This window comes from Brevundimonas sp. Root1423 (assembly GCF_001426805.1).
The window spans coordinates 262,603-284,330 of the sequence record NZ_LMFL01000023.1 but is presented as its reverse complement, the minus strand read 5'-3'; the positions used below and the strand labels follow the sequence as shown (position 1 = coordinate 284,330).

Here is a 21,728-nt window from a genome sequence, read left to right as displayed (position 1 = left end):
TTGTCGGTCCTGTGTAGACCGCCCGCCGGCGCGCCGCCTAGAATTTGTAGTTCAGCCCGACCTGCACGACCGGGAACAGGCCGTAGCCTTCGGTGTCCTCGGTGATCTGTTCGGACTCGGCGCGCAGCCGGGCCTGGAAGGCGGGGTCGTTCGACAGGGTGCCGCCCGTCGAGGTCAGGGCCACCTCGGGCTCCTCGCTCCAGGCCACACCGGCCACGGCGCGGAAGCCCCAGCGGCCGCGGCGATAAAAGGTGTCGTCCCAGCCGATGCCGACAAAGGGCGACACGTCGCGCAGCTTGACCGTCCCGTTCAGCGTGCCGACCTGCGAAGGCGTATAGGTCTGGCCGCCGATGTCGACCGGACCGGTCGGCGTGCCGGCCAGATCGATATCGCGGTCGCCCACATAGGCGCCGCCCGAGATCAGCAGGCCGTTGGCCAGCGGGTGCATGTCGATGAAGCCGCCCACCGTGTCGAAGGCCAGGTCGGCGTCATAGTCGACCCCGTCATAGCTTTCGTCGGTGCTGTAGGTCAGGCGGTCGATCGCGCCGCGCAGGGTGAAGATCGGGCCCAGCTTGACCTGGACCTCGACACCCAGACCGGTGGTGCCCGCCGTGCCGCCTAAGGCGATGCCGGGTTCGGACGATTGCGCCATCGCCGATCCGGCGGACAGAAGCAGGGCGGCGGCGGCGACAGGAATCAAGCGCATGGGGTTCTCCGGCAGGTTCATCCCTTGCAGCGGGTTCTGGTTAAGATCGCGTTTCCCATAATCGCCGTTTGCGGCATCCTGCTTGCGTTTTCCAGCCAGCCGCCTACATTCATCCGGACTTATGCTAACTTTGAGCATAAGTAGAGGAAAACGAGCGATGGCGGACGGCATGTTTGGCTTGTCGAAGGAACTGGAGCGGGAGACCGCGCCGGTCTGGGCCAAGGTGAAGGATCACGTGACCCCGATGGAGTGGCCCGAACAGGCCGCCCTCATCAGCGAGATCAATGCGCTGAAGAAACAGCGGGACGCGGTCATCCTGGCGCACAACTACATGACGCCGGAAATCTTCCATGGCGTCGGCGACTATGTCGGCGACAGCCTGGGTCTGGCCAAGGAGGCCGCCCGCTCTCCGGCGAAAGTGATCGTCCAGGCCGGCGTGCATTTCATGGCCGAGACCTCGAAGATCCTGTCGCCCGACAAGACCGTATTGATCCCCGACCTGAAGGCAGGCTGCTCGCTGGCCGAGGCGATCACGGGCGCGGACGTGCGGCTGATCAAGCAGCGCTATCCGGGTCTGCCGGTGGTTACCTACGTCAACACGACCGCTGACGTGAAGGCCGAGACCGACATCTGCTGCACCAGCGCCAACGCGGTGCAGATCGTCGAATGGGCGGCGAAGGAATGGGGCGTCGACCGCGTCATCCTGATCCCCGACGAGTTCCTGGCGCGTAACGTCGCGGCCCAGACCAATGTCGGCATCATCGCCTGGAAGGGCCGCTGTATCGTGCACGAGCGGTTCACCGCCTCGGACATCGCCGAGATGCGCGAGGCTTATCCGGGCGCCGAAATCCTCGCCCACCCGGAATGCCCCGAGGATGTGCTGTCGGCCGCCGATTTCGCCGGTTCGACGGCGGCGATGACCGACTACATCACCTCGAGGAAGCCGAAGCAGGTGGTGCTGATCACCGAATGCTCGATGGCCGCCAACATCCAGGGCGACGTGCCCGAGGTCAGCTTCATCGGCCCCTGCAACATGTGTCCCTACATGAAGCGGATCACGCTGGAGAACATCCGCGACTGCCTGCTGCACATGCAGTTCGAGGTGACCGTGCCCGAAGAGATGGCCGAGCGTGCGCGACTGGCCGTGCAGCGGATGATCGACCTGCCACCGCCTGCGGTCCCCGCCCGCTACGACCTGTTCAAGGCCAGACACCACGTCGCGGTGGAGCTGATCTGATGCACTACGTCGCGCCTGTTCGGGTGGTCGCCAATGTCGATCAGAAGAGCCTGCGGCTTCTCGCCCTCCTGGCCTTGTGGCTGAGGTCGGAGAAGGCCACGTCTGCGCGATGACAGACTCAGACCAGACGCGCCGCCCGGGACCCTGGGAGAACCTCCCGCCGGCCCCGCCGCCCGAGCGTGAAATCGCCCGGCCGCAGGCGGGCGAGCCGCCGCTGGACAAGGGTCAGCATCCCGTCTGGGCGGTGGTCTCCACGCTGCTTCTGGGCGGCTTCATCTGGTGGGTTTCGGGCAGCTGGGTGATCGCAGTGGCGGCGATCTGGGGCCTGCTGGTGCACGAGTACGGCCATGTGCTGGCGATGAATGCGCTCGGCATGGGTCCGGCGCGGATCTACATCATTCCCTTCCTCGGCGGCGTGGCGAAGAGCCAGCGCCTGCCGGCCAGCGAGTGGCACGGGGTGCTGGTCTCACTGGCGGGGCCGGCCTTCGGTCTGCTGGCCGCCATTCCCTTCTTCGGCCTGTACATCGCGACGGGGCAGGGGATGTGGCTGCAGGGGGTGTTCATCATCGCCCTGATCAATCTCGTGAACCTCGCGCCGGCGCCGCCGCTGGACGGGTCCAAGGCGTTGGGCCCCGTGCTGGCCCGCATCCATCCGATGGTCGAGAAGGCCGCCATGGTCGCCGTCGGCGTGCTGGTGATCGTCTGGGGCGTGACCAACGGCAGCTATATCTTCGCCGCCTTCCTGGCCCTCGCGCTGTTCGGTCATCTGAAGCGTGGCGTCTGGCGCCCGGAAGGGCGTCAGCTCAATTGGCCCGAGGCGGCCCGTAGCGTGGGCCTTTTCGCGATCGTGGCCGCGGCCTGCGCGGGCGTGGCCCTGGCCGGCCTGATGCCGATGACCGGATCGTTCTCACAGGCCATGGCGCTGGCGGGCAGCTATTTCGAGTTCGGCCGTTGAGTCGCATCCGGCATGAGGGGCCGCTGATCGTCGGCGGCGGTCTGGCGGGTCTTTCCGCCGCGCTGGAGGCCGCGCCGCGCAAGGTGCTGCTGGTCACACCCGCGCCCCTGCTGGAGGCCTGTTCCTCGGCCTGGGCACAGGGTGGCGTGGCGGCGGCCCTGTCCGCGGACGACGCCCCGGCCCTGCATGCGGCCGATACGGCGGCGGCGGGCGCCGGTCTGGTCGAGATCGAGGCGACGCAGGCCCTGACCGGCGACGGACGCGAGACCGTCGAATGGCTGGCCGCCCTCGGCGCGCCCTTCGACCGCGATGCGGACGGGAGCTTCGCCGTCAGTCTGGAAGCCGCCCACTCGCAGGCCCGGGTCGCCCGGGTTGGCGGTGACGGCGCCGGCCGGGCCATCCTGTCCGCCCTCGTCACCGCCGTGCGCGCCGCCCCCCATATCGAGGTCTGGGAAGACGCGCGTCTGCGCGGCTTGCTGCAGGACGCTTCGGGTCGGGTCTGTGGGGCCCTGATCGAACGCGGCGACGAACGGACCGTCGAGGTCACGGCCCCGGCCGTGGTGCTGGCCACCGGCGGCGCCGGCGGCCTGTATGCCCGCACGACGACCCCGGCGGCGCTGCTGGGCGAGGGGATGGCCCTGGCATGGGCGGCGGGGGCGGAGATCGTCGATCCCGAGTTCGTGCAGTTTCACCCGACCGCCATCGACGTGGGGCTGGACCCCATGCCTCTGGCCACCGAGGCGCTGCGCGGCGAAGGCGCGCGGCTGGTCGACCGTGAAGGCCGCTTCCTGCTGGGCGAGGCGGCGGACGCCGACCTGCAGCCCCGCGATGTGGTCGCCCGGGCGGTTCACGCCGCTGTCGCCGACGGACGGGGCGCCTTCCTCGACGCCCGCGCCGCCATCGGACATGAGTTTCCCGAGGCCTTCCCCGCCGTCTTCGCCGCCTGCATGCGGGCGGGACTGGACCCGCGCGAGACGCCGATCCCCGTCGCGGCGGCGGCCCACTACCACATGGGCGGGATCGCCGCCGGGCCGGACGGCCGCACCACGCTGCCGGGTCTGTTCGCTGTCGGCGAATGCGCGGCGACGGGGGTGCATGGCGCCAACCGGCTGGCGTCCAACTCCCTGCTTGAGGCCGCGGCCTTCGGACGGCGCACGGGCCGGACGGCGGCGGCGGAGCACGGCGAGGGCGGGGCGGCGATCGCGGTCGGCGCGGCTCCGGGTCTGAGCGACGCCGAACTGCAAAGACTGCGTACAGCGATGAGCGCCGATGTCGGGGTGGTGCGCGACGCCGAGGGGCTGACCCGCGCCCTCAACCTGATCGACGAGCTGGAAGCGACGGCCGGGCCCGCCCTGCCGCTGGTCGCGGCGCGGCTGATCGCCGGGGCGGCGCTGGCGCGGCACGAGAGCCGGGGCGGACACTTCCGTCGCGACTATCCGACGGCGGCGGCGCAGGCCCGGCATACACGAGTCACACTCGCGCCCGACTCCGCGGTGGAGTCCGGCGTACTGGCCGCCGTGGGATAAGAGCGATGATCCGACAACTGCCAGACCTGTTGATCGAGCCGGTCGTCCTTATGGCCCTGACCGAGGACCTAGGCCGCGCCGGCGACGTGACGGCGCAGGCCTGCATCCCCGAAGGCGCGCGCATGACGGCCTCCTTCGTGGCGAGGAAGCCCGGCGTTCTGGCCGGGATCGACTGCGTCCGGCTGAGCGTGCTGGCCATGGATCCAGAGGCCTCCATCGATCTGAAGCTGCGCGACGGCGACGCCTTCGAGGCAGGCGATGTCCTGGCCGAGGTCGAGGCGGACGCGCGGGCGTTTCTGGCCGCCGAACGGACGGCGCTGAACCTGCTTGGCCGGCTGTGCGGCGTGGCGACCCTGACCCGGGCCTATGTCGAGGCGGCGGCGGCTACGAAGGCCCGCATCGCCGACACGCGCAAGACGACCCCGGGCCTTCGGGCGCTGGAGAAATACGCGGTCGTCTGCGGCGGCGGGGTCAATCACCGCTTCGGTCTGGATGACGCCATCCTGATCAAGGACAACCACGTCGCCGTCTGCGGCGGGGTCGGCGAGGCGATCCGCCGGGCGCGGGCGGCCGTCGGCCATCTGATGAAGGTCGAGGTCGAGGTCGACGGTCTGGATCAGCTGGACGAGGCGCTGGCTGAACAGCCGGATGTCATCATGCTGGACAACTTCACCCTGCCGATGCTCCGCGAGGCGGTGGAGCGGGCCAGGGTCTCGCCGTCTGGCCGACCCGTGCTGGAGGCGTCGGGCGGAGTGAATCTGGATACGGTCGCCGGCATCGCGGCGACGGGCGTGGACGTAATCTCGGTCGGCGCCCTGACCCATTCCGCGCCGTCTCTGGACATCGGGCTGGACGTGGTCTGACTGGGCGAGCGAACGACGCTACGGAACGGCGCCGCCCACGGAGGGTTTATTCGGGACAAGAAGGAGACTTCGATGACCCACGCCCCGCGAATTCCAAAAGAGCAGCGCAGCTACGCCGACAAGGGCGGGAAGTCGGTCGCCGACGCGGCTGACAGCGACCGGCGCGATCTTGAGACCGAGATCCAGACCGGCCAGCCCGGCGACGCGGACGTCAATCTCGACACCCAGGGCCGGTTCGGAAACCTGAAGCAGAACCTGACCAATCAGTGGAAGGTGCAGGACCGCTGATCATGTCGAACAACCAGCACAACCCCACACCCGAAGACACGAAGCGCTGGGGCGGACCCGGCGCAAGCCACGAGAATGCGAAGAAGGAACCGCCGACGTTCGAGGACCCGCGCGAGGGCGGTCCCACAAACTCGCGCAACAGCAAGGTCTCAGGCGGCGGTGGCGAACGGGATCTGAAACACAGCCACGACGACGCGCATCGCTCGTCGAAGGGTCACCGGGACGCCTGACGGATCAGGCGGCGGTCGGCGTGGTCTCGGCCGGCGCCGCAGCGGCTGCGGGAACCTCCACCACGACCGGAGCCGGAGCGGCGGCGGGCGCCGCCTCGGCCGGGGCGTCCTGGGCGGTCAGCATGCTGTAGGCGACGGCGCCGGCTTCGCGGACCGTGGCGGTCGGGTCCATGCTGGCCTGGATCAGGCGCGGACCTTCGGCCGGACCCGACGGGCGGGCGGCGTAGGTGAAGGCGCCGCGCGAGCCCGAACGCCCGCCGAAGCGGTAGAACAGGTGATCGCCCACCTGGCCGACGCGCACCATGGCGTTTCGCCAGCCGGGAGCGACGCCGGTCGTATGGAAGAAGGTCGCATTGCCGACCGGTGCGAAGACGCTTCCGGACAAGGCGCTTGACGCGACCTCCCGGGCCCGGTTCCAGGCAGCGCGATTGACGGCGCCGCGCATCGAGCCGTCGCAGGTGAAGCTGAACTGGCAACCCGACCGACGGGCCGCGCCCTGGAAGACCACGCCGCAGACGCTCTTGGGGAAGGCGGGGTGGCGGACGCGGTTCAGGACGACCTGGGTCACGGCGCGCATGCCGTCGCGGCCTTCGCCGCGGGCTTCATAATAGGCGGCCTGGGTCAGGCACTCGAGATCGCGCGAGGCGTCCAGGGCGCCGCCGAGCCGGAAGGGCTGGGCCGCGACAGGGCCGGTCAGGCTGACCTGGCGGAGGGCGGCGTTGTTCGGTTGGGCCCGCAGCTGCTCGAGGCGCGCGGTCATCAACTCGGCCTGACGGTCGCGCTGGGCGCCGCCGGCGACGGTGTAGGGGTCATGGCGCCGGGCGATGGCCAAGGCGCTTTCGTCGAGACCGCCCGCAGCCGCTGCGAGGGCTTCTTCAGTGAATCCGGCCGCCGTGGCGCCTTCGATCCGCTCCGCCTGATTCCGGACGGTCGTGGCCTTCGCCGCCGTCCCGCCCAGATAGGCGCAGCCCACAGCCAGCCCCATCACCACGCCGAAAGCCGCAGCCGCCGTGCCGGGCCGGATACGGGCCAGACGATCGACAGGGGTTTTCGCGCACGGTTGCGGGGCGTTCGGCAAGGGCTCAGTCCTGTTCGGCAGGGCGCAGTGCCGCCCCCGGGTAGTCTCGCAACCGGGCGACCCCTCCCAATCCTGGAAGCCGGAGTCGCGGTCCGTTTGCGGTGTATCGACGGTCGGCGAACGGGCCGGTCGTCGAAGGACGCGCCTTAAGCCAGCCATTTGTGGCGCCAATGTGGTTGATTCGCAAGATTCGAGTGCGGCGCAACATCGCGTGGGTGTGGATATGTATCCCGAAGGGGGGCCTCTGTCTGGCTTGTATATTCATCTCCAATCTATCGGAGCTGACCTGTATTGCGTATCACAAGCTAAACATGGAACCCGTTTGATTCTGCACGAGCAGGATTAAAGCGTAAGACTTCTATTGTCTTCGTTATGGTTTCGTTGACCAATTTAACTTGTCGCGCGAAGCCGGAACCGCGGCGGCGGGATGGGCGTTCCAGCTCCACTATTTGGGAGAATTCCGACATGAAACGTATGGCCGTCACACTCGTCCTGGCCGCCGCCGCTGTGGGCGCCGCCGGTTGCGGGCAGACCATTGAACAAAAGGCCGCCACCGGCGCCGTCGCGGGGGCTCTCGTGGCCGGACCGGTCGGCGCGGCAGTCGGCGGCGCGGCCGGCGCGGCGGTCGGCCAAGCGCAGAAGCCTAACTGACACATTTCCCCGGCGAATGAGCGGCGCGGGGCCGATCCGGCCTCGCGACCTTGATTTCGTCACCTATATAGGGTTAGCCGACGCGCCCGGCTGAGTGACGCTCGCCCGCGCCGTTTCGCGTACTCCGATAACCGAACAAGGACTTCGACGACCTCCGCATGAGAGATCTGAAACAAACCGGCTTCGCCGACCGCCTGACCACCCAGCAGGAGGCCAAGAAGGCTCTGCTCGCCCGCTTCAAGGCCAAGCCCGCCGCGCCGGACCCCGAATTCGAGAAGCTGGCGCTGAAGCGCGCCGCCGAGAAGGAAGCCCTGCGCCAGCAGCACGAGCTGGCCAAGGCCGAAGCCCGCCGCGAGAAGGCGGAGAAGGAAGCCGCACGCATGGCGGCCGACGCCGAGGCCCAGGAAGCCGTCGAGGCCGAGAAGCGCGCCGCCCGCAAGGAGCGCAAGGCCCTGACCAAGGAAGAACAGAAGGCCGCCCGCGACGCGCGCTACGCCGCCCGCAAGGCCCGCAGCCGCTAAGGCTCAGACTGCAGCCGCATCCTCTGGCGCGACATCGCCGAGGATGCGGGCCAGTTGCTCGCCCGAATAGGGTTTGCGCAGGAACGGCCAGGGTGCATCCGCCAGGGCCGCATCGACGTCGTCGCCTGCATAGCCCGACGTCAGGACCACCCGCATCTCCGGATAGTCCAGCTCGCAACGCCGCGCGAGTTCGATCCCCGTCATGCCGCCGGGCATGACCACGTCGCTCAGCATGATGTCAAACCGTTCGCGCCTGAGCAGCTCCAGCGCCTGGGGCGCGGTTTCGACGGCCCGCACCTCCAGCCCGAGACCCTCCAGCAGCTCCAGCGCCACCACGGTGACGCTGGCGTCGTCCTCGACCAGCAGCAGACGGCGTCCCGCCTTCATGGGCTGGGCCGCGTCGGGGCTCGCTTCGATGGCGAGCGCGCCATCCTCGGCCAGGGGCGGCAGATAAAGCTTGATGCCGGTCCCGCGGCCGACCGTGGAGATAATGTGGGCCGCGCCGCCCGACTGGCGTGCGAAACCATAGACCTGGCTCAGGCCCAGTCCGGTTCCCTTGCCGACCGCCTTGGTGGTGAAGAAGGGCTCGAACACCCTGGCGATCACCTCGGGCGGCATGCCCGAGCCGTTGTCCGTGACGGTGACGCAGACATAGTCGCCGGCGGCCAGATCCGTGACCTCTCCGGCCTCGACCGTGCAGGCTTCGGTCTGGACCGTGATCTGCCCCTTGTCGCCCAGAGCGTCACGCGCGTTGACGACGAGGTTGAGCAGGGCGGCCTCGAACTGGGACGGGTCGACGCTGACCCGGGCCCCGCCGCGGCGCAGTTTCAGCCTGAACTCGACCGCCTCTCCCACGGCCCGGCGCAGCAGGGGTTCGCTTTCCCGGATCTGGGCGTTCAGGTCGACAGCCTCAGGGCGTAGCGCCTGCCGGCGGGAGAAGGCCAGCAGCTGGTGCGTCAGGCCCTCGCCCCGCCGCGCGGCGGCCAAAGCGGCCTCGCCCAGCTTCTGGCGCTTGGCCGCGTCGTTCGGCGAGCGCAGCATGATGTCCAGGGCGCCGATCACGACGGTCAGCAGGTTGTTGAAGTCATGCGCCACCCCGCCCGTCAGCCGGCCGACGGCCTCCATGCGCTGGGCGTGCATAAGGTCGGCCTCGGCCTTGGCCTTTTCGGCCAGCGCCTCCCCGACGCGTTCCTCCAGCAGTTCGTTGATGCGTTTCAGGTCCTCCTCGGCGCGCCGCGCCTCCGTGATGTCGACGTTGGCGCCGACATAGCCCTGGAACTTCCCGGCCGCGTCGAACCGGGGCAGCGCCTCGCAGCGAAGCCAGCGTTCGCCCATGAGCGGGTGGCGGGTGCGCAGCACGCCTTCGAACCGCTCGCGCCGGTCGGCCGCCCGATAGAAGGCGGCCATGAAGGATTTGATGTCGTCGGGGTGCACCAGTTTGCGCCAGCCTTCGATCACCTCGTCTTCTGACTCGATCCCGAAGAAGGTGCGGTAGCGGCGATTAATGAACGTCGGCTTGCCCTCGGCGTCCAGCATCCAGATGAGGGCGGGGGCGCTGTCCGCCACGGTGCGGAACCGGGTTTCGGATTCCATCAGGCGGTTGCTGGCCTCGCGGATGTCGGTGACGTCGAACGCGACGCCGACGAAGCCCAGGACCACCTCGGCCGGACCCAGCCGGGGCCGCGAGAAGGACTTCAGCCAGCGGTACTCGCCGTCGTGGCGCAGGTAGCGGGCCTCCATCGAAAACGGCTGGCCGGTGGCCTCGCCGGCGAGCGACTCCCGGATGATGCGCTCGTGGTCGTCGGGATGGATGACGTCGCGCCAGTCGGCGAGGCGTGCATCTTCATAGGTTCCGCCATTGAAGGCGACATAAGCCTGATTGACGAAGGCGCGGGTGCGGTCCTGCTGGGTCACCCAGATCAGCACGGGCGCGGTGTCGGCGATGGCCCGGAAGCGCGCCTCGCTTTCACGGACCTCAGCCTCGGCGCGGGCGCGCTCGACGTCTGACCAGGTATGCTCGGCCACCTCAGCGACGAGATCGATCTCGGCGTCCGTCCAGATGCGAGGCGCGTCGACGTTCACATGCAGGAAGGCCCGCAATTCGCCGAGGCGGATCAGGGGCACGGTGATGAACGCGCGGACGCCGACAGCGTCGAAATTGGCTGTGACGCCGGCGGTCCGCGGGTCGGTCGTGACGTCGTGGACGACGATGGTTTGGCCCTCGGACAGCTGAACGTCCACCTCGCCGCCGAAGTCGGCAACGCGCAGTTCCCCCGCCAGGCTCGCTGCGTCGCCCTGGGTCCAGTCGCGCTTCATGTCGAAGACGCCCCGCCCGCGGTCCAGTTCGCCATAGCCGACGCGGGCGACATCCAGCCGTTCGCCCAGGGCGCTCTGCACGACGCCCATGATGGCTTCCGGATCCTCGAGATCGCGCACGCGGTTGTAGAGTTCCAGCAGGAAGCTCTGGCGCCCTTCCACCGCGGCCAGCGTGTCGAGCGCTTCGCGGGTCTCGCTGACATCAAACGCCATGCCGACATAGCCGAGGAAGGTCCGGTCGGCGCCGAACCTCGGATTGACCGCGATGCGCATCCACCGCCAGTTCCCGTCCGCGTGCTGGAACCGCGCCTCGAACCCGTACGGCAGATGCTGCGGCCGCGCCGCCTCCATCGTCGCTGCGACCTGGGCCTGATCGTCCGGGTGGATGGTCTGGCGCCAGACGTGACCCAGCAGTTCCTCGGCGGGCCGTCCGTAGTATTGAACCAGGGCGGCGTTGACGAACTCGACCTCCGCATTGGCGTTGGTCATCCACACCGGCGACGGCGCGGTGTCGGCCATCAGGCGGAAGCGGGCGTCGCTTTCGCCGATCCGGGCGTCGGCGGCGGACAGGTCAGCCACCGACCGGTCGAGCCGTGACAGGGTCTTGCGCAGCGATGCGCCGACCAGGACCAGGAACAGGCCGACGACGATGAAGTTGGTGGTGGAAACGACGCCGATCGGGGTCGAGATCCCGACTCCGACGGACGTGGGACCGGCGATAATCCAGCCGCCGAACAGAGAGGCGACGACGGTGGTCACCCCTGCAACCCGGCCTGCCGCGAGCGCGGCGAGTACGACCCCGGGCAACAGGATGATGAAGCCGCTGATCTGTCCGTAGAAGCCCGACAGGGCCCAACGCAGCGCGAGTGACGCCGCCGCGAAGGCCAGGCCGACGAGGACATTTATCCACCACGGCTGCGGGGAAATGCGCGCGAGGCTGCTCAACCCGGCGTCAGCACCCGACAGATGCCTGCGAAAACCGTCTCCGCTCACTCGACACCCCCGCTCGCGCGCTGCGCGATCCGATGCAACGTATTGTGAAGCATCACGTTCCTTCAAGCGCTGCCGTTTGTTGCGGCTTTCGGCCAGACGGTCGTCTTGGCGAATGCGGCGTTGATGCCCACCTTCACCTTGAACCTTCATCCTCGGAGAAACACCGTATGCCCGCCACCATCGACACCGGCCTGAGCAAGACCGACCGCGCCGACGTCGCGCAGGAATTGACCAAGGTGCTGGCCGACAGTTTCGCCGTCTATCTGAAGACCCATGGCTACCACTGGAATGTGCGAGGGCCCGAGTTCTTCAGCTTCCACAATCTGCTGGAGCAGCAGTACCGCGATATCTGGGCGGCCCTGGACGAGATTGCCGAGCGCATCCGCGCACTGGGCGTGCTCGCTCCGCAGAGCTTCTCGGGTTTCGGCAACCTGACCTCGATCAAGGACGGCGATCCGGAGAAGGAAGCGAATGCGATGCTGAAGGAGTTGATGCAGGATCACGAGACCCTGATCGCCACCGCCCGCGTCGCCTTCGACAAGGCGTCCGACGCCGGCGACGAGGCCTCGGCCGACCTGATGACGCAGCGTCTGGCTGCGCACGAGAAGTTCGCCTGGATGCTGCGGTCCACGCTTGGAGGGCGTTGAGGCTTGACCTAACGGCGCTTTTCCGCCTGAAAAGCGCCCCGCTTGTCGGGCATTGATTTTGTGCTGTGGCGGCCTCTGGCCGTCTTTGGAGTTGGGATTTGGGCGGGATCGATTGGACATCGATGCTGAAACGAACGCGACGGCTCGCCGCCGGCGCGCCCGTGGTGCTGGCCGCCTTCGGCGTGGCCATGGCCGCCAGTTCCACACCCCGGCCCGAGATCGACCGCCGCGCCGAGGCTGTGCGGACCCTGACCAAGGGCGATCTGGGCGCCAAGGGGTTCGCCGCCATCACGAACCGCATGGATCCCTCGCAACTGGCCATGGCCCTGCGGCATGACCCCGGCGAGCGCCAGCCGGCGCTTTATGGCCTGACGCCGGGCTGGGAGAGCCTGACGCTGGCCGGTCGTCCGAGGCTGGAGTTCGGGGCGACCGGTCTGGACGCCATGAAGTTGAATGCGGCGACGCCGAACGCCTCGCAATATCTGCGTGTGGCCGCGCCCTTCGTCTTCAAACCGGCCACGCCCGAGGATCGCCGACGGGCCCTGCGCTGCCTGACCCAGGGCGTCTATTACGAAGCGGCGCTTGAGCCGACGGCCGGGCAGGAGGCCGTCGCCCAGGTCATTCTGAACCGCGTGCGCGACCCCAACTACGCCAACACCATCTGCGGCGTCGTCTTCGAAGGCGCCGAGCGCACGACCGGCTGCCAGTTCAGCTTCACCTGCGACGGCGCCCTGAGCCAGGCGCCGGTCGGCTGGGCGTGGGAGCGCGCCAAACGGGTCGCGGAACGCGCCCTGGCCGGCAACGTCGCCGCCGCTGTTGGAACCGCGACCCACTATCACGCCGACTATGTGCATCCCTGGTGGTCGCCGACTCTGAACAAACTGACGCAGATCGGCGCGCACATCTTCTACCGCTGGAAGGGCGCCTACGGAGAGCCCGCGGCCTTCAGCCAGCGCTATTCGGGCCGCGAACCCCTGATCGACGAAGCGCGGTTCTCGCGGCCCCGCATCCAGATCGCCACGGCCGCCGAGGCCGACAAGGCGCTGGCCGAGGCCGCCGCCAACGGCGAGGGCGTAATGCGGACGGTCGAGATAAACGGCCAGACCCGCGTGGTCGGCGTCGCCTCGCTCGGCGGCCGCCGTCAGGCTACGCCGGACGATATCGCCGCCATCAACCAGCGCCTGTCCGTCTTCGAAGGCCCGGCCCCGGCGACGCCGCCGGCTCCGGTCGTGGTCGCCCCGGGCGTGACGCCCATGGCGGTCGAGGAAGTGGGCCGCCCCGGCTCCTGAGCGCCGGAACCTACAGCTTTGCAACAATGTCTGGTTTTGGGCATTAGTCGGTATCAGCGCGTACAAGGTACGCGGAACACGGACCCTGAATGACGACGCCCGCCTGGAATGAGACCGACCGGCTGGCGGCTCTGCATTCGTATGACATCCTCGATTCCGAGCGCGAGCCCGCGTTTGACGACATTACCCATCTGGTGGCGCGCCTGTGCGACGCGCCCATCGCCGTGGTCAATCTGATCGACGCCGACCGCCAGTGGTTCAAGTCCGAAGTCGGTCTGGGCGTCCGCGAAACACCTCTGGAAACCTCCTTCTGCCGCCACGCCCTGCTGGAGCAGGACCGGCTGATCGTGCCCGACGCCACCAAGGACCCCCGGTTCGAGGGAAACCCGCTGGTCACGGGGGACGCCGGACTGAGATTCTACGCCGGTGTCCTGCTGAAGGATCAGGACGGCCTGCCGCTGGGGACCCTGTGCGTGCTGGACACACGCCCGCGGCCCGCAGGCCTGAACGCGACACAGGCCGAGGCGCTTGAGGTGCTGGCGCGGCAGGTGATGAACCTGCTCAATCTTCGCAAGGCGCTGGCTGCGGGACGCCGCGCCGACGACGATCTGATCGCCGCCGCCGCAGCCCTGTCCGAGAGCGAGGCCAAATTCCGCGCCATCGCCGACTCCATGCCGCAGATGGTCTGGTCGACCCTGCCGGACGGCTTCCACGACTACTATAACGCCCGCTGGTACGAGTTCACCGGGGTGCCGGCCGGCTCGACCAACGGCGAGGGCTGGAACGGGATGTTCCACCCGGACGATCAGGCCCGGGCGTGGGAGCTGTGGAGCCATTCGCTCAAGACCGGCGAGCCCTATGAGATCGAATACCGCCTCCGCCGCGCCGACGGCGTCTATCGCTGGACCCTTGGCCGGGCCCAGCCGATCCGCAACGAACAGGGCGAGATCACCCGCTGGTTCGGCACCTGTACGGACATCGAGGACCTCAAGAGGGTCGTGGATTCCAAGGATCTGTTGAGCCAGGAACTGAGCCACCGGATCAAGAACATCTTCGCCGTCGTCTCGGCCCTGATCGCCCTGTCGGCGCGCCAGTTCCCCGAGGCGAAGGAGTTCGCCGCTGCGGTGCGCACGCGCATCAACGCTCTCGCCCGGGCCCATGAATTCGTGCGTCCGCACACCGAGACCTCGCGTCCGACGGTAGGCACCATGACGCTGCACGCCTTCCTCAACGACCTGTTCAAACCTTATGCGACGCTGGACGGCCGCATGCGGATCGCGGTGAGCGGAGAGGACGCGGTCTTCGACGATCAGGCGGCGACCTCTGTGGCCCTGCTGTTCCACGAACTGGCGACCAACGCGGCGAAGTACGGCGCCCTGTCGGTCGAGGGAGGGGCCATTACCCTGCACACGCGCAACGAAGGCGACCGGTTCGTTCTGGTCTGGGAAGAGCGGGGTGGGCCCCCCGTCGCGGGCGAACCGGCGCGGTCCGGCTTTGGCTCGTCCCTTGCGACCCTGTCTGTCGAGAACCAGCTGGGCGGGCGGCTGGAACGCATCTGGGCGCCGGAAGGCCTCCGCGTCACCGCCGACCTCCCCGCCACTGCCCTTTCGCGGCGCCGCGCTGCACAAATTGTCGCATAACGACGTTGGCTCGCAACCTCACGCAAGGGTCAACGTTGCTTCAACAGTCCGCCTGTAAGTTGCGGACGCTATCGAAAGAGACTGAGCCGTCTAGAAGCTGATGAGTTCGCGTATTCTGATCATTGAAGACGAAGCCCTCGTGGCCATGGAGCTGCGCTTCGTGCTGGAGGATCTCGGCCATGACGTGGTCGGGACGGCGGCTGACGCCCGCACGGCGAGACAGCTGGTTCAGGAGACCGAGGTGGATCTGGCCTTGGTCGACATCCACCTGTCAGATGGTCCGACCGGCATCGAATTGGGACGCGAACTGGGTCAGGAGCTGGGCGTGACCGTCCTGTTCATGACCGCCAATCCGGGCATGGTGCGAAACGGCGTGGCCGGAACGATCGGCGTTCTGTCCAAGCCGACCGACGAGCGCGCGGTGCAGACGGCGGTTGATTACGCCCTGCGTCGCCGGGCCGGACGCCCGATCGAATACGCTCCGCCCGAGTTGCAGCTGTTCGGCTGACGCCGACTACCAGACGCCGATCTTTTCCGCTTCCTTGTGCGAAATCGGATGATGCGCCTTGGCGTGATCCTCCTCGGCGAGGAAGCGCACCGCCTCCAGCGCCGCCATACAGCCCATGCCCGCGGCCGTGACGGCCTGACGATAGATGTCGTCGGTCACGTCGCCAGCGGCCCAGACGCCCTCGATGGCGGTCGCCGCCGTTCCCGGCTTCACCACCAGATAGCCGCCCTGCTTGGTCTCCAGCTGGCCGGCGAACAGCTCTGACGACGGTGCGTGGCCGATGGCGATGAAGACGCCGTCCGCAGTGATTTCGCGGGTCTCGCCTGTCTTGACGTTCTTGATCCGCGCGCCCGTGACGTTGACCCCGCCGAAGCTGTTTGTCTCGCCGAGGATCTCATCAATGGCGTTGTCCCAGACCACCTCGACCTTGGGGTTCGAGAACAGCCGGTCCTGCAGGATGCGCTCGGCCCGGAACTCGTCGCGGCGGTGCACGACGGTGACCTTCGACGCGAAATTGGTGAGGAACAGCGCCTCTTCCACGGCCGTGTTGCCGCCGCCGACCACGATCACATCCTTGCCGCGATAGAAGAAGCCGTCGCAGGTGGCGCAGGCCGAGACGCCGAAGCCCTGATATTTCGCCTCGCTCTCGATCCCCAGCCATTTGGCCTGGGCGCCGGTCGAAATGATCACCGTCTCGGCCAGCATCTCGGTCCCCGAGTCCAGCGTCAGACGGAACGGCCGCTGCGAAAAGTCGGCCTTGACGACGATGTCCTCGATCACCTCGGTCCCGACATGCTCGGCCTGCGCGCGCATCTGCTCCATCAGCCAAGGGCCCTGGATCACGTCCTTGAAGCCGGGATAGTTCTCGACATCGGTCGTGATGGTCAGCTGGCCGCCCGGCTGCAGGCCCGCGATGACGACGGGGCTCAGCAGGGCGCGGGCGGCGTAGATGGCGGCGGTCCAGCCCGCGGGGCCGGAGCCGATGATGGCGACGCGGACGGTTCTCAAGGTGCTCATGCCCCTATTTAGGCGCTGATTCCGCTTCTTGCGATGGTAGGTTCCGACTGTTCACAGGTCTGACGGAGGGAAGACATGGAAGGTCGCAGCTTTATCGGGATCGGTCTGGCGCTGGGCGTCGCGATCGGATCGGCCGTGGGCATCGCTATGGACAATCTGGCGGTCGGCATCGGCGCAGGCATCGGCATCGGCGCCGGACTGGGCGTGGCGCTGGACGCCAGCCAGCGCAGGAAGTCCGAAAAGGCCGACGGCGGCGCCTACACCTCCGACGGCGGTCATCACAGGGATGCCGACGGCCCGGACAGCGGATCGGACGGCGGTGGCGGCGACTGACGCAGTCTTAGCTGGCGGTCAGGGCGCCGGCGGCACGGTGATGACGCCGATCAGTTGACCGTCGCGATAGACGTTGCCGTCGTCGTCGAACGGCAGCTCGTTGCCCAGGATGACCACGACGTGGTCGGATGGCGTAATAGGCGCACTCATTCTGTAGCCGTCCGAATGGGCGCCGCCACAGATGAAGCGCGACCGGTCGAGGTTGGGCGGACAGCCGTGATATTCGTTGTTCCTGACCCGGAATCCGAGCCCGTCCGAACTCCAGATGCCGCTCTCGGCCGTGTAGCGCCCCTCGAACACCACCCAACGGTCAAACCCTTCCGGATAGGACCAGTCTCCCGGACGTAAAGGCACGGAATCCTTCTTCGTGGCGACCAAGAATTCGCGGCCCGCCGTCATCAGCTCGACCAGGGTTTTCGGCTCCGCGGCCGCCGCGTCCTGTGGCGGGGTGGCGAGGGCGGGGCCGCCGATCGTTGAAAGCAGGCCTGCGAGGCAGGCGAGGCGGACCAAGGGCGACACGGCGCACTCCGACTGGGGTGGAGAATCGGCCCTAGTTGAACCCGGAAACCGGCGTTGCGCCAGTGAGGGCGAGCACGGCGCGGGCGGCGCGTTCTGTCTCGGCCAAGGGCGCATAGGGCCGGGATTCCAGCGTCCCGTCGAACGCCCGCGCCGCGCCGCGCGCGCGCAGGTCGGCGTGCATGCGGGCGAACTTGTCGGCGGGCTTCAGCGGGACCATCGGCAGGATGTGCACCGGCTTGCCGGTCGACGCCGCCTCCGCCGCCATATTGGCGCTGTCCTCGGTGACCAGCACATGGTCGGCGTAGTTCAGGAAGGCGAAATAGGGGTTGGGCCCCGCGCCGTCCCAGATCAGGCCAGGCAGATGCGCGAGCCGCCCGGTCATTGCGGTCTTCGCCGCCTCCGGCGTCCGTCGCGAGAAGGTCAGCATCAAGGCGCCGCCGGACGCCGCGACAGCGCCGGCGATCCGCTCGGCCAGATCGGAGGCGTGGGCTTCGGTCAGGTCGAACGCTTTTGAGCGTCCCCCGATCAGGGCCGCGATCCGCGGGCGGGGCAGGGCTTCAAGACGGTCGGCAAAGGCGGCCGCCCCTTCCGCCAGACGGGCCGGCGTGACCCGATGCGGCGAGCCGGTGATCGACAGCACGTTGGGCCCCGCGACGCGGTCGTGGGCGGGGGCGACGATCAGATCATAGGCGGTGTTGCGCCAGCGGGGGTCCTGGGTCTGGACGACGCGGGTCTTGCCGCCCGACAGGCGCCGCACCGCAACCGACAGCGGTAAGGTCGCGCGCCCGGTGGCGATCCAGAGATCCGGCCAAGCCTCGCCCTCGGCGGGCGTTACGGCGTCCGACGACGGATCCAGCATCCACGACGCCTTCAGCGCCGACGGCCATTTGTCGAAGGCCGCCCGCCAGCGGATGCGCTTGATCGTGATGGTGGATGGAAAAAGGCGCTGGACGGCTTCCGCCAGACCCAGCGCCTGATTTTCGATGCCGGTCCGGCCGTCGGAGACGACCCAGACGGAGAGCGGAGCTTTTTTTGGCTCTACTTCCACTCGACCTTGAGGATTTCGTAGGCCTTGACGCCGCCGGGAGTGTTCACCTCGACCACGTCGCCGATCTCTTTCGAGATCATGGCGCGCGCGATGGGCGAGGCGATCGAGATCTTGCCCGCCTTCACATCGGCTTCGTGCTCGCCGACGATCTGGTAGCGGGCCTCTTCCTCGGTGTCCTCGTCGACGACGGTGACCGTGGCGCCGAACTTCACCTGGGCGCCGTCCAGCTTGGAGACGTCGATGACCTGCGCGCGGCTGATCTTGTCCTCGATGTCGGCGATCTGGCCTTCGATCCAGCCCTGACGCTCCTTGGCGGCGTGATACTCGGCGTTCTCAGAAAGATCGCCATGCTCGCGCGCCTCCGAAATGGCCGAGATTACGCTCGGCTATGTCGTGAATTTCTGAGCTATCGCCCGACTAGAGGTTGGTGACGCCAAGGGTCGCTGGGCGCTCGCGACCGGCCCAAGAGGGTAGGGCGCCCGGCCCCAAGGTTCAAGGGGCAAGGCGTTTCCGGTCGATTGTCGTTATGTGACCGCCTTGCGCCGGCGCTCGCGGATCTGCTGGATGCTGCCCCACAATTTGACCCGCCCGACGAGGCTCCAGGCCAGCCAGGCGACGGCTGCGAGGCCCAGCGCCATGAACAGGCTGGACACCAGGACGATGCCCGCGGCCATGAAGGCAAGGACAAAGGCGACGGCGGCGACAAGGGCGGCGATGACTTGAATGGTTCTCGGGCGCATGGGGCTGTTAACGTTCCATACAGGGCCGGGTTGCGCTCTCGTCCGGTTTCGGGGCGGATCGCGGACGGCCTGTGGCGCCGAAAGCAGGGTCAGGCGTAGCTGTAAGGTCCGCCGCGTTCCAGCGCCCGCTGATAGGCCGGCCGCGCGTGGATGGTCTGCAGAAACGCCTTGAGGCGCGGCTTGTCGGGACCGTAGGCGACCCGGGAACCGCCCGCCTCGATGGGGAAGCTCATCATGATGTCGGCGGCCGAGAAGGCGTCCCCCGCGAACCATGCCGAGCGCGTCAGTTCCGCCTCCCACAGGGCCGTGTGCGCGGCGATCTGCGGGTCGATCATATTGGCGTTCATCGCCTTGCTGATACCCTTGGCGACACCCCGTGCGAGCAACGGAACTCGATCGGGGATCACGCCGAAGATCAGCTTCAGCAGCAGGGGCGTCATGGCTGAGCCCTCGGCGTAGTGCAGCCAGTAGGTGAAGCGCCGCCCGGCCTCGGTCCCGCGCTCGGGACGAAGGCCCGCGCCCGGATGGGCGTCGAGCAGATATTCGATGATGGCCCCGGTCTCGGCCACCCGGATGTCGCCGTGGTCCAGAACCGGCGACTTGCCCAGCGGGTGGATGGCCTTCAGCTCGGGCGGAGCCAGTCGGGTCTTCGCATCGCGCTCGTACCGCTTTACCTCATAGGGCAGGCCCAGTTCCTCCAGCAGCCACAGCACGCGCTGTGAGCGGGAGTCATTGAGGTGATGGATGGTGATCATGGCGACGGCTCCGCTTTGCGCCGCCAGTTAGCGAGGTTGACGCGGCGTCGGTCCAGCGGATTCAGACGCGGCGCCCGCTCCAGCGCTGGCGCGGGTGGGCTGTCCGGGCTTGCGGGCGGCCCGGATGCTTCGCCGCCTGCCGCTGTTCCCACAGCTGGAAGGCCAGCGTGGCCAGCGCAAGCTTGCCTGCGTGCCGGCCGGCCATGCGCCGCCCGCCCTTGCTGAGCAAAAGGCCGCCGATCAGGGTCGCAAGCTTGGGAATAGGCATGATGGTCTCCGTTCCCCGGTGAAACGGACGGCGCCGGGAACGGTTCAGCTCGCCCTCAGCCTTTCGGCATCAGCGCCTGCGCCGCCACGACCGTCGCCTCCACCCCGGTCGTGACCGAGGGCCGCGGATCGATGCGGAACAGGGGCGAATGGTGGCCGGGCGCGGTCGCCACCTGATCGGCAGGGGTGCCGCCGACGCTGAAATAGACGCCCTTCACCCCGCTCTCCGGCGTGACGAACCAGGCGAAGTCCTCGGCGCCCATGCCCGTGCGGGCGACCTCGACCACGCGCTCGGCGCCCATGGCCCCGCCGATGGCGGCCCGCACGCGGGCGGCGGTGGTGGCGTCGTTGATGGTCGGCGGCGTGGTCTCGGTGGGCGAGCGGACGACGGTCGGCAGCCTGTCCTCGGGCACCCCCATCGCCAGCGCCGTGCCGCGCGCGACCCGGTCGATGCCGTTGAGCAGGGCAAGGCGCGTCTCGGGATTGTCGGCCCGCACGGTCAGCTGCATGTCGACGCGGTCGGAGATGATGTTGTGCTTGATGCCGCCGTGGATGGCTCCCACGGTGACGACCGCCCCCTCCAGCGGATTGATGCTGCGGCTGGGCAGGGTCTGCAGGTTCATCACGATGGCCGAAGCGACCACGATCGGGTCGATCCCCATGTGCGGATAGGCGCCGTGGGTCCCGACCCCATGCACCGCGATATCGATGCTGTCCGAGCTGGACGAGGTGATGCCCAGAGGCAGGTCGATCAGCCCCGTCGCCAGATCCGCCGAGACGTGGAAGGCGAGCGCGTAGTCAGGCTTGGGGAAGCGGGAATACAGGCCGTCCTGCACCATGGCCCGGGCGCCGAAGATGCGCTCCTCGGCCGGCTGGGCGATCAGCACAAGCGTGCCCGACCAGTCCGCGCGCCGCGCCATCATCTGCCGGGCCGTGCCGATCAGGGCGGTGATGTGAACGTCGTGGCCGCATGCGTGCATCACGGGCTTTTCGACCCCGTCGCTGTCGACCTGTTTGACGGTGGAGGCGTTGGCCAGGCCCGACTGCTCGCTCAGCGGCAGGCCGTCCATGTCGGCGCGGATCATGACCGTCGGCCCGGCGCCGTTGCGCAGCACCGCGACCACGCCCGTCCCGCCGACGCCGGTGGTGACGTCATAGCCGAGGGCCGTCAGCTGAGCGGCCATGACGCCCGAGGTGCGGACCTCCATCCCCGACAGTTCGGGATTGCGATGGAAATCGTCGAACAGGGCGCCGAGGTTGGCGTCATAATCGCGAGCCACAGCCTGCCGGAGGTCGTCGCCCTGTTGCGCATGGGCCGGGCTGAACGCCAGCAGCGCCAGCGCGGCCGTGGTTGCAAGAAGTCGCATCATTCCCCCCGTCATGAACGACCGGAGCTTGGTCCGCGCATCGGAGGTTGGCAACGCAAAAGGGGCGGGCGCTCCCCCGCGCGGCTGTTGAGTTCACGAGCGGTTTCGCCCAAACCCGACGCATGGACACGCCCGAGCCCCGCCTGACTTCTCTGGCCCACGGAGGCGGCTGCGGCTGCAAACTGGCCCCGGCGGTGCTGCAGGACATCCTCAAGGGCGTCCCGCAGACGGCGG

General features: G+C 68.2%; 23 protein-coding genes and 1 pseudogene. 13 read left to right on the top strand and 11 right to left on the bottom strand.

What is annotated here, in order from left to right:
* Positions 1-37: 37 nt before the first annotated feature.
* Positions 38-706, bottom strand: a complete 669-nt coding sequence (locus ASD25_RS14780) for a hypothetical protein (protein WP_235562740.1) — start codon at positions 704-706, stop codon at positions 38-40.
* Positions 707-863: 157 nt separating this feature from the next.
* Between ASD25_RS14780 and nadA the strand changes: the two genes are divergently transcribed.
* The 6 genes from nadA to ASD25_RS14750 all read left to right on the top strand — a co-directional run bounded on the left by nadA (position 864) and on the right by ASD25_RS14750 (position 5,805).
* Positions 864-1,943 carry a quinolinate synthase NadA gene (gene nadA / locus ASD25_RS14775; RefSeq protein ID WP_056618205.1) on the top strand — a complete coding sequence of 360 codons (1,080 nt, stop codon included), beginning with the start codon at positions 864-866 and terminating at the stop codon, positions 1,941-1,943.
* Between the two features lie 109 nt (positions 1,944-2,052).
* On the top strand, positions 2,053-2,898 hold the full coding sequence (locus tag ASD25_RS14770) for a metalloprotease (protein ID WP_056618204.1): 846 nt from the start codon (positions 2,053-2,055) through the stop codon (positions 2,896-2,898).
* Positions 2,895-4,424 (top strand): L-aspartate oxidase, encoded by a 1,530-nt coding sequence (locus tag ASD25_RS14765; RefSeq protein WP_056618203.1) that lies wholly within the window; start codon positions 2,895-2,897, stop codon positions 4,422-4,424. The genes ASD25_RS14770 and ASD25_RS14765 overlap by 4 nt, the downstream gene beginning before the upstream one ends.
* 5 nt (positions 4,425-4,429) lie before the next feature.
* Complete coding sequence (nadC, locus tag ASD25_RS14760; RefSeq protein ID WP_056618200.1) at positions 4,430-5,287, top strand: carboxylating nicotinate-nucleotide diphosphorylase; 858 nt, start codon at positions 4,430-4,432, stop codon at positions 5,285-5,287.
* A 72-nt stretch (positions 5,288-5,359) separates the two neighbouring features.
* On the top strand, positions 5,360-5,575 hold the full coding sequence (locus ASD25_RS14755; RefSeq protein ID WP_056618196.1) for a hypothetical protein: 216 nt from the start codon (positions 5,360-5,362) through the stop codon (positions 5,573-5,575).
* Between the two features lie 2 nt (positions 5,576-5,577).
* Positions 5,578-5,805: a hypothetical protein gene (locus ASD25_RS14750; protein ID WP_056618194.1), complete on the top strand. Its 228-nt coding sequence runs from the start codon at positions 5,578-5,580 to the stop codon at positions 5,803-5,805.
* Between the two features lie 4 nt (positions 5,806-5,809).
* Here ASD25_RS14750 and ASD25_RS14745 read toward each other — a convergent pair whose 3' ends face one another.
* Entirely contained in the window at positions 5,810-6,883 is a 1,074-nt protein-coding gene (locus ASD25_RS14745; protein ID WP_056618191.1) for a cell wall hydrolase, read from the bottom strand.
* 465 nt (positions 6,884-7,348) lie between these two features.
* Between ASD25_RS14745 and ASD25_RS14740 the strand changes: the two genes are divergently transcribed.
* Both ASD25_RS14740 and ASD25_RS14735 read left to right on the top strand, forming a co-directional pair.
* Positions 7,349-7,534 (top strand): hypothetical protein, encoded by a 186-nt coding sequence (locus ASD25_RS14740; RefSeq protein WP_056618188.1) that lies wholly within the window; start codon positions 7,349-7,351, stop codon positions 7,532-7,534.
* Positions 7,535-7,692: 158 nt separating this feature from the next.
* On the top strand, positions 7,693-8,055 hold the full coding sequence (locus tag ASD25_RS14735; protein ID WP_056618185.1) for a DUF6481 family protein: 363 nt from the start codon (positions 7,693-7,695) through the stop codon (positions 8,053-8,055).
* A gap of 3 nt (positions 8,056-8,058) precedes the next feature.
* Here the strand turns inward: ASD25_RS14735 and ASD25_RS14730 are convergent, their stop codons facing one another.
* On the bottom strand, positions 8,059-11,316 hold the full coding sequence (locus ASD25_RS14730; protein ID WP_235562739.1) for a PAS domain S-box protein: 3,258 nt from the start codon (positions 11,314-11,316) through the stop codon (positions 8,059-8,061).
* 215 nt (positions 11,317-11,531) lie between these two features.
* On the opposite strand from ASD25_RS14730, the gene ASD25_RS14725 reads away from it, so the two are divergent.
* From ASD25_RS14725 to ASD25_RS14710, 4 genes are all read left to right on the top strand, one after another.
* Positions 11,532-12,011, top strand: a complete 480-nt coding sequence (locus tag ASD25_RS14725; protein WP_056618179.1) for a Dps family protein — start codon at positions 11,532-11,534, stop codon at positions 12,009-12,011.
* A 122-nt stretch (positions 12,012-12,133) separates the two neighbouring features.
* A complete protein-coding gene (locus ASD25_RS14720; protein WP_056618177.1) occupies positions 12,134-13,300 on the top strand; it encodes a cell wall hydrolase in 1,167 nt (388 codons plus the stop codon).
* 89 nt (positions 13,301-13,389) lie between these two features.
* Complete coding sequence (locus ASD25_RS14715) at positions 13,390-14,940, top strand: sensor histidine kinase (RefSeq protein ID WP_056618174.1); 1,551 nt, start codon at positions 13,390-13,392, stop codon at positions 14,938-14,940.
* Positions 14,941-15,040: 100 nt separating this feature from the next.
* Entirely contained in the window at positions 15,041-15,448 is a 408-nt protein-coding gene (locus ASD25_RS14710) for a response regulator (RefSeq protein ID WP_056618171.1), read from the top strand.
* A 6-nt stretch (positions 15,449-15,454) separates the two neighbouring features.
* Here ASD25_RS14710 and trxB read toward each other — a convergent pair whose 3' ends face one another.
* Entirely contained in the window at positions 15,455-16,465 is a 1,011-nt protein-coding gene (gene trxB, locus ASD25_RS14705) for a thioredoxin-disulfide reductase (protein WP_056618167.1), read from the bottom strand.
* A 75-nt stretch (positions 16,466-16,540) separates the two neighbouring features.
* On the opposite strand from trxB, the gene ASD25_RS14700 reads away from it, so the two are divergent.
* Entirely contained in the window at positions 16,541-16,798 is a 258-nt protein-coding gene (locus ASD25_RS14700) for a hypothetical protein (RefSeq protein ID WP_056618164.1), read from the top strand.
* An 18-nt stretch (positions 16,799-16,816) separates the two neighbouring features.
* On the opposite strand, the gene ASD25_RS14695 is transcribed toward ASD25_RS14700, so the two are convergent.
* The 7 genes and pseudogenes from ASD25_RS14695 to ASD25_RS14665 form a co-directional block, all read right to left on the bottom strand.
* Positions 16,817-17,317 carry a hypothetical protein gene (locus tag ASD25_RS14695; RefSeq protein WP_056618161.1) on the bottom strand — a complete coding sequence of 167 codons (501 nt, stop codon included), beginning with the start codon at positions 17,315-17,317 and terminating at the stop codon, positions 16,817-16,819.
* 31 nt (positions 17,318-17,348) lie between these two features.
* Positions 17,349-18,365 (bottom strand): mitochondrial fission ELM1 family protein, encoded by a 1,017-nt coding sequence (locus ASD25_RS14690; RefSeq protein ID WP_056618158.1) that lies wholly within the window; start codon positions 18,363-18,365, stop codon positions 17,349-17,351.
* Positions 18,356-18,751: pseudogene (gene greA, locus ASD25_RS14685) on the bottom strand (transcription elongation factor GreA); the annotation flags it as partial. The pseudogene greA and the gene ASD25_RS14690, both read right to left, overlap by 10 nt.
* A 138-nt stretch (positions 18,752-18,889) precedes the next feature.
* Positions 18,890-19,105: a hypothetical protein gene (locus tag ASD25_RS14680; protein WP_056618155.1), complete on the bottom strand. Its 216-nt coding sequence runs from the start codon at positions 19,103-19,105 to the stop codon at positions 18,890-18,892.
* A gap of 89 nt (positions 19,106-19,194) precedes the next feature.
* The gene (locus tag ASD25_RS14675; protein WP_056618152.1) at positions 19,195-19,860 is read right to left on the bottom strand and encodes a glutathione S-transferase family protein; all 666 of its coding nucleotides are present in this window, start codon (positions 19,858-19,860) and stop codon (positions 19,195-19,197) included.
* A 61-nt stretch (positions 19,861-19,921) separates the two neighbouring features.
* Entirely contained in the window at positions 19,922-20,128 is a 207-nt protein-coding gene (locus ASD25_RS14670) for a hypothetical protein (protein WP_056618149.1), read from the bottom strand.
* Positions 20,129-20,183: 55 nt separating this feature from the next.
* Complete coding sequence (locus ASD25_RS14665; protein WP_082572491.1) at positions 20,184-21,494, bottom strand: amidohydrolase; 1,311 nt, start codon at positions 21,492-21,494, stop codon at positions 20,184-20,186.
* Positions 21,495-21,728 lie beyond the last annotated feature (234 nt).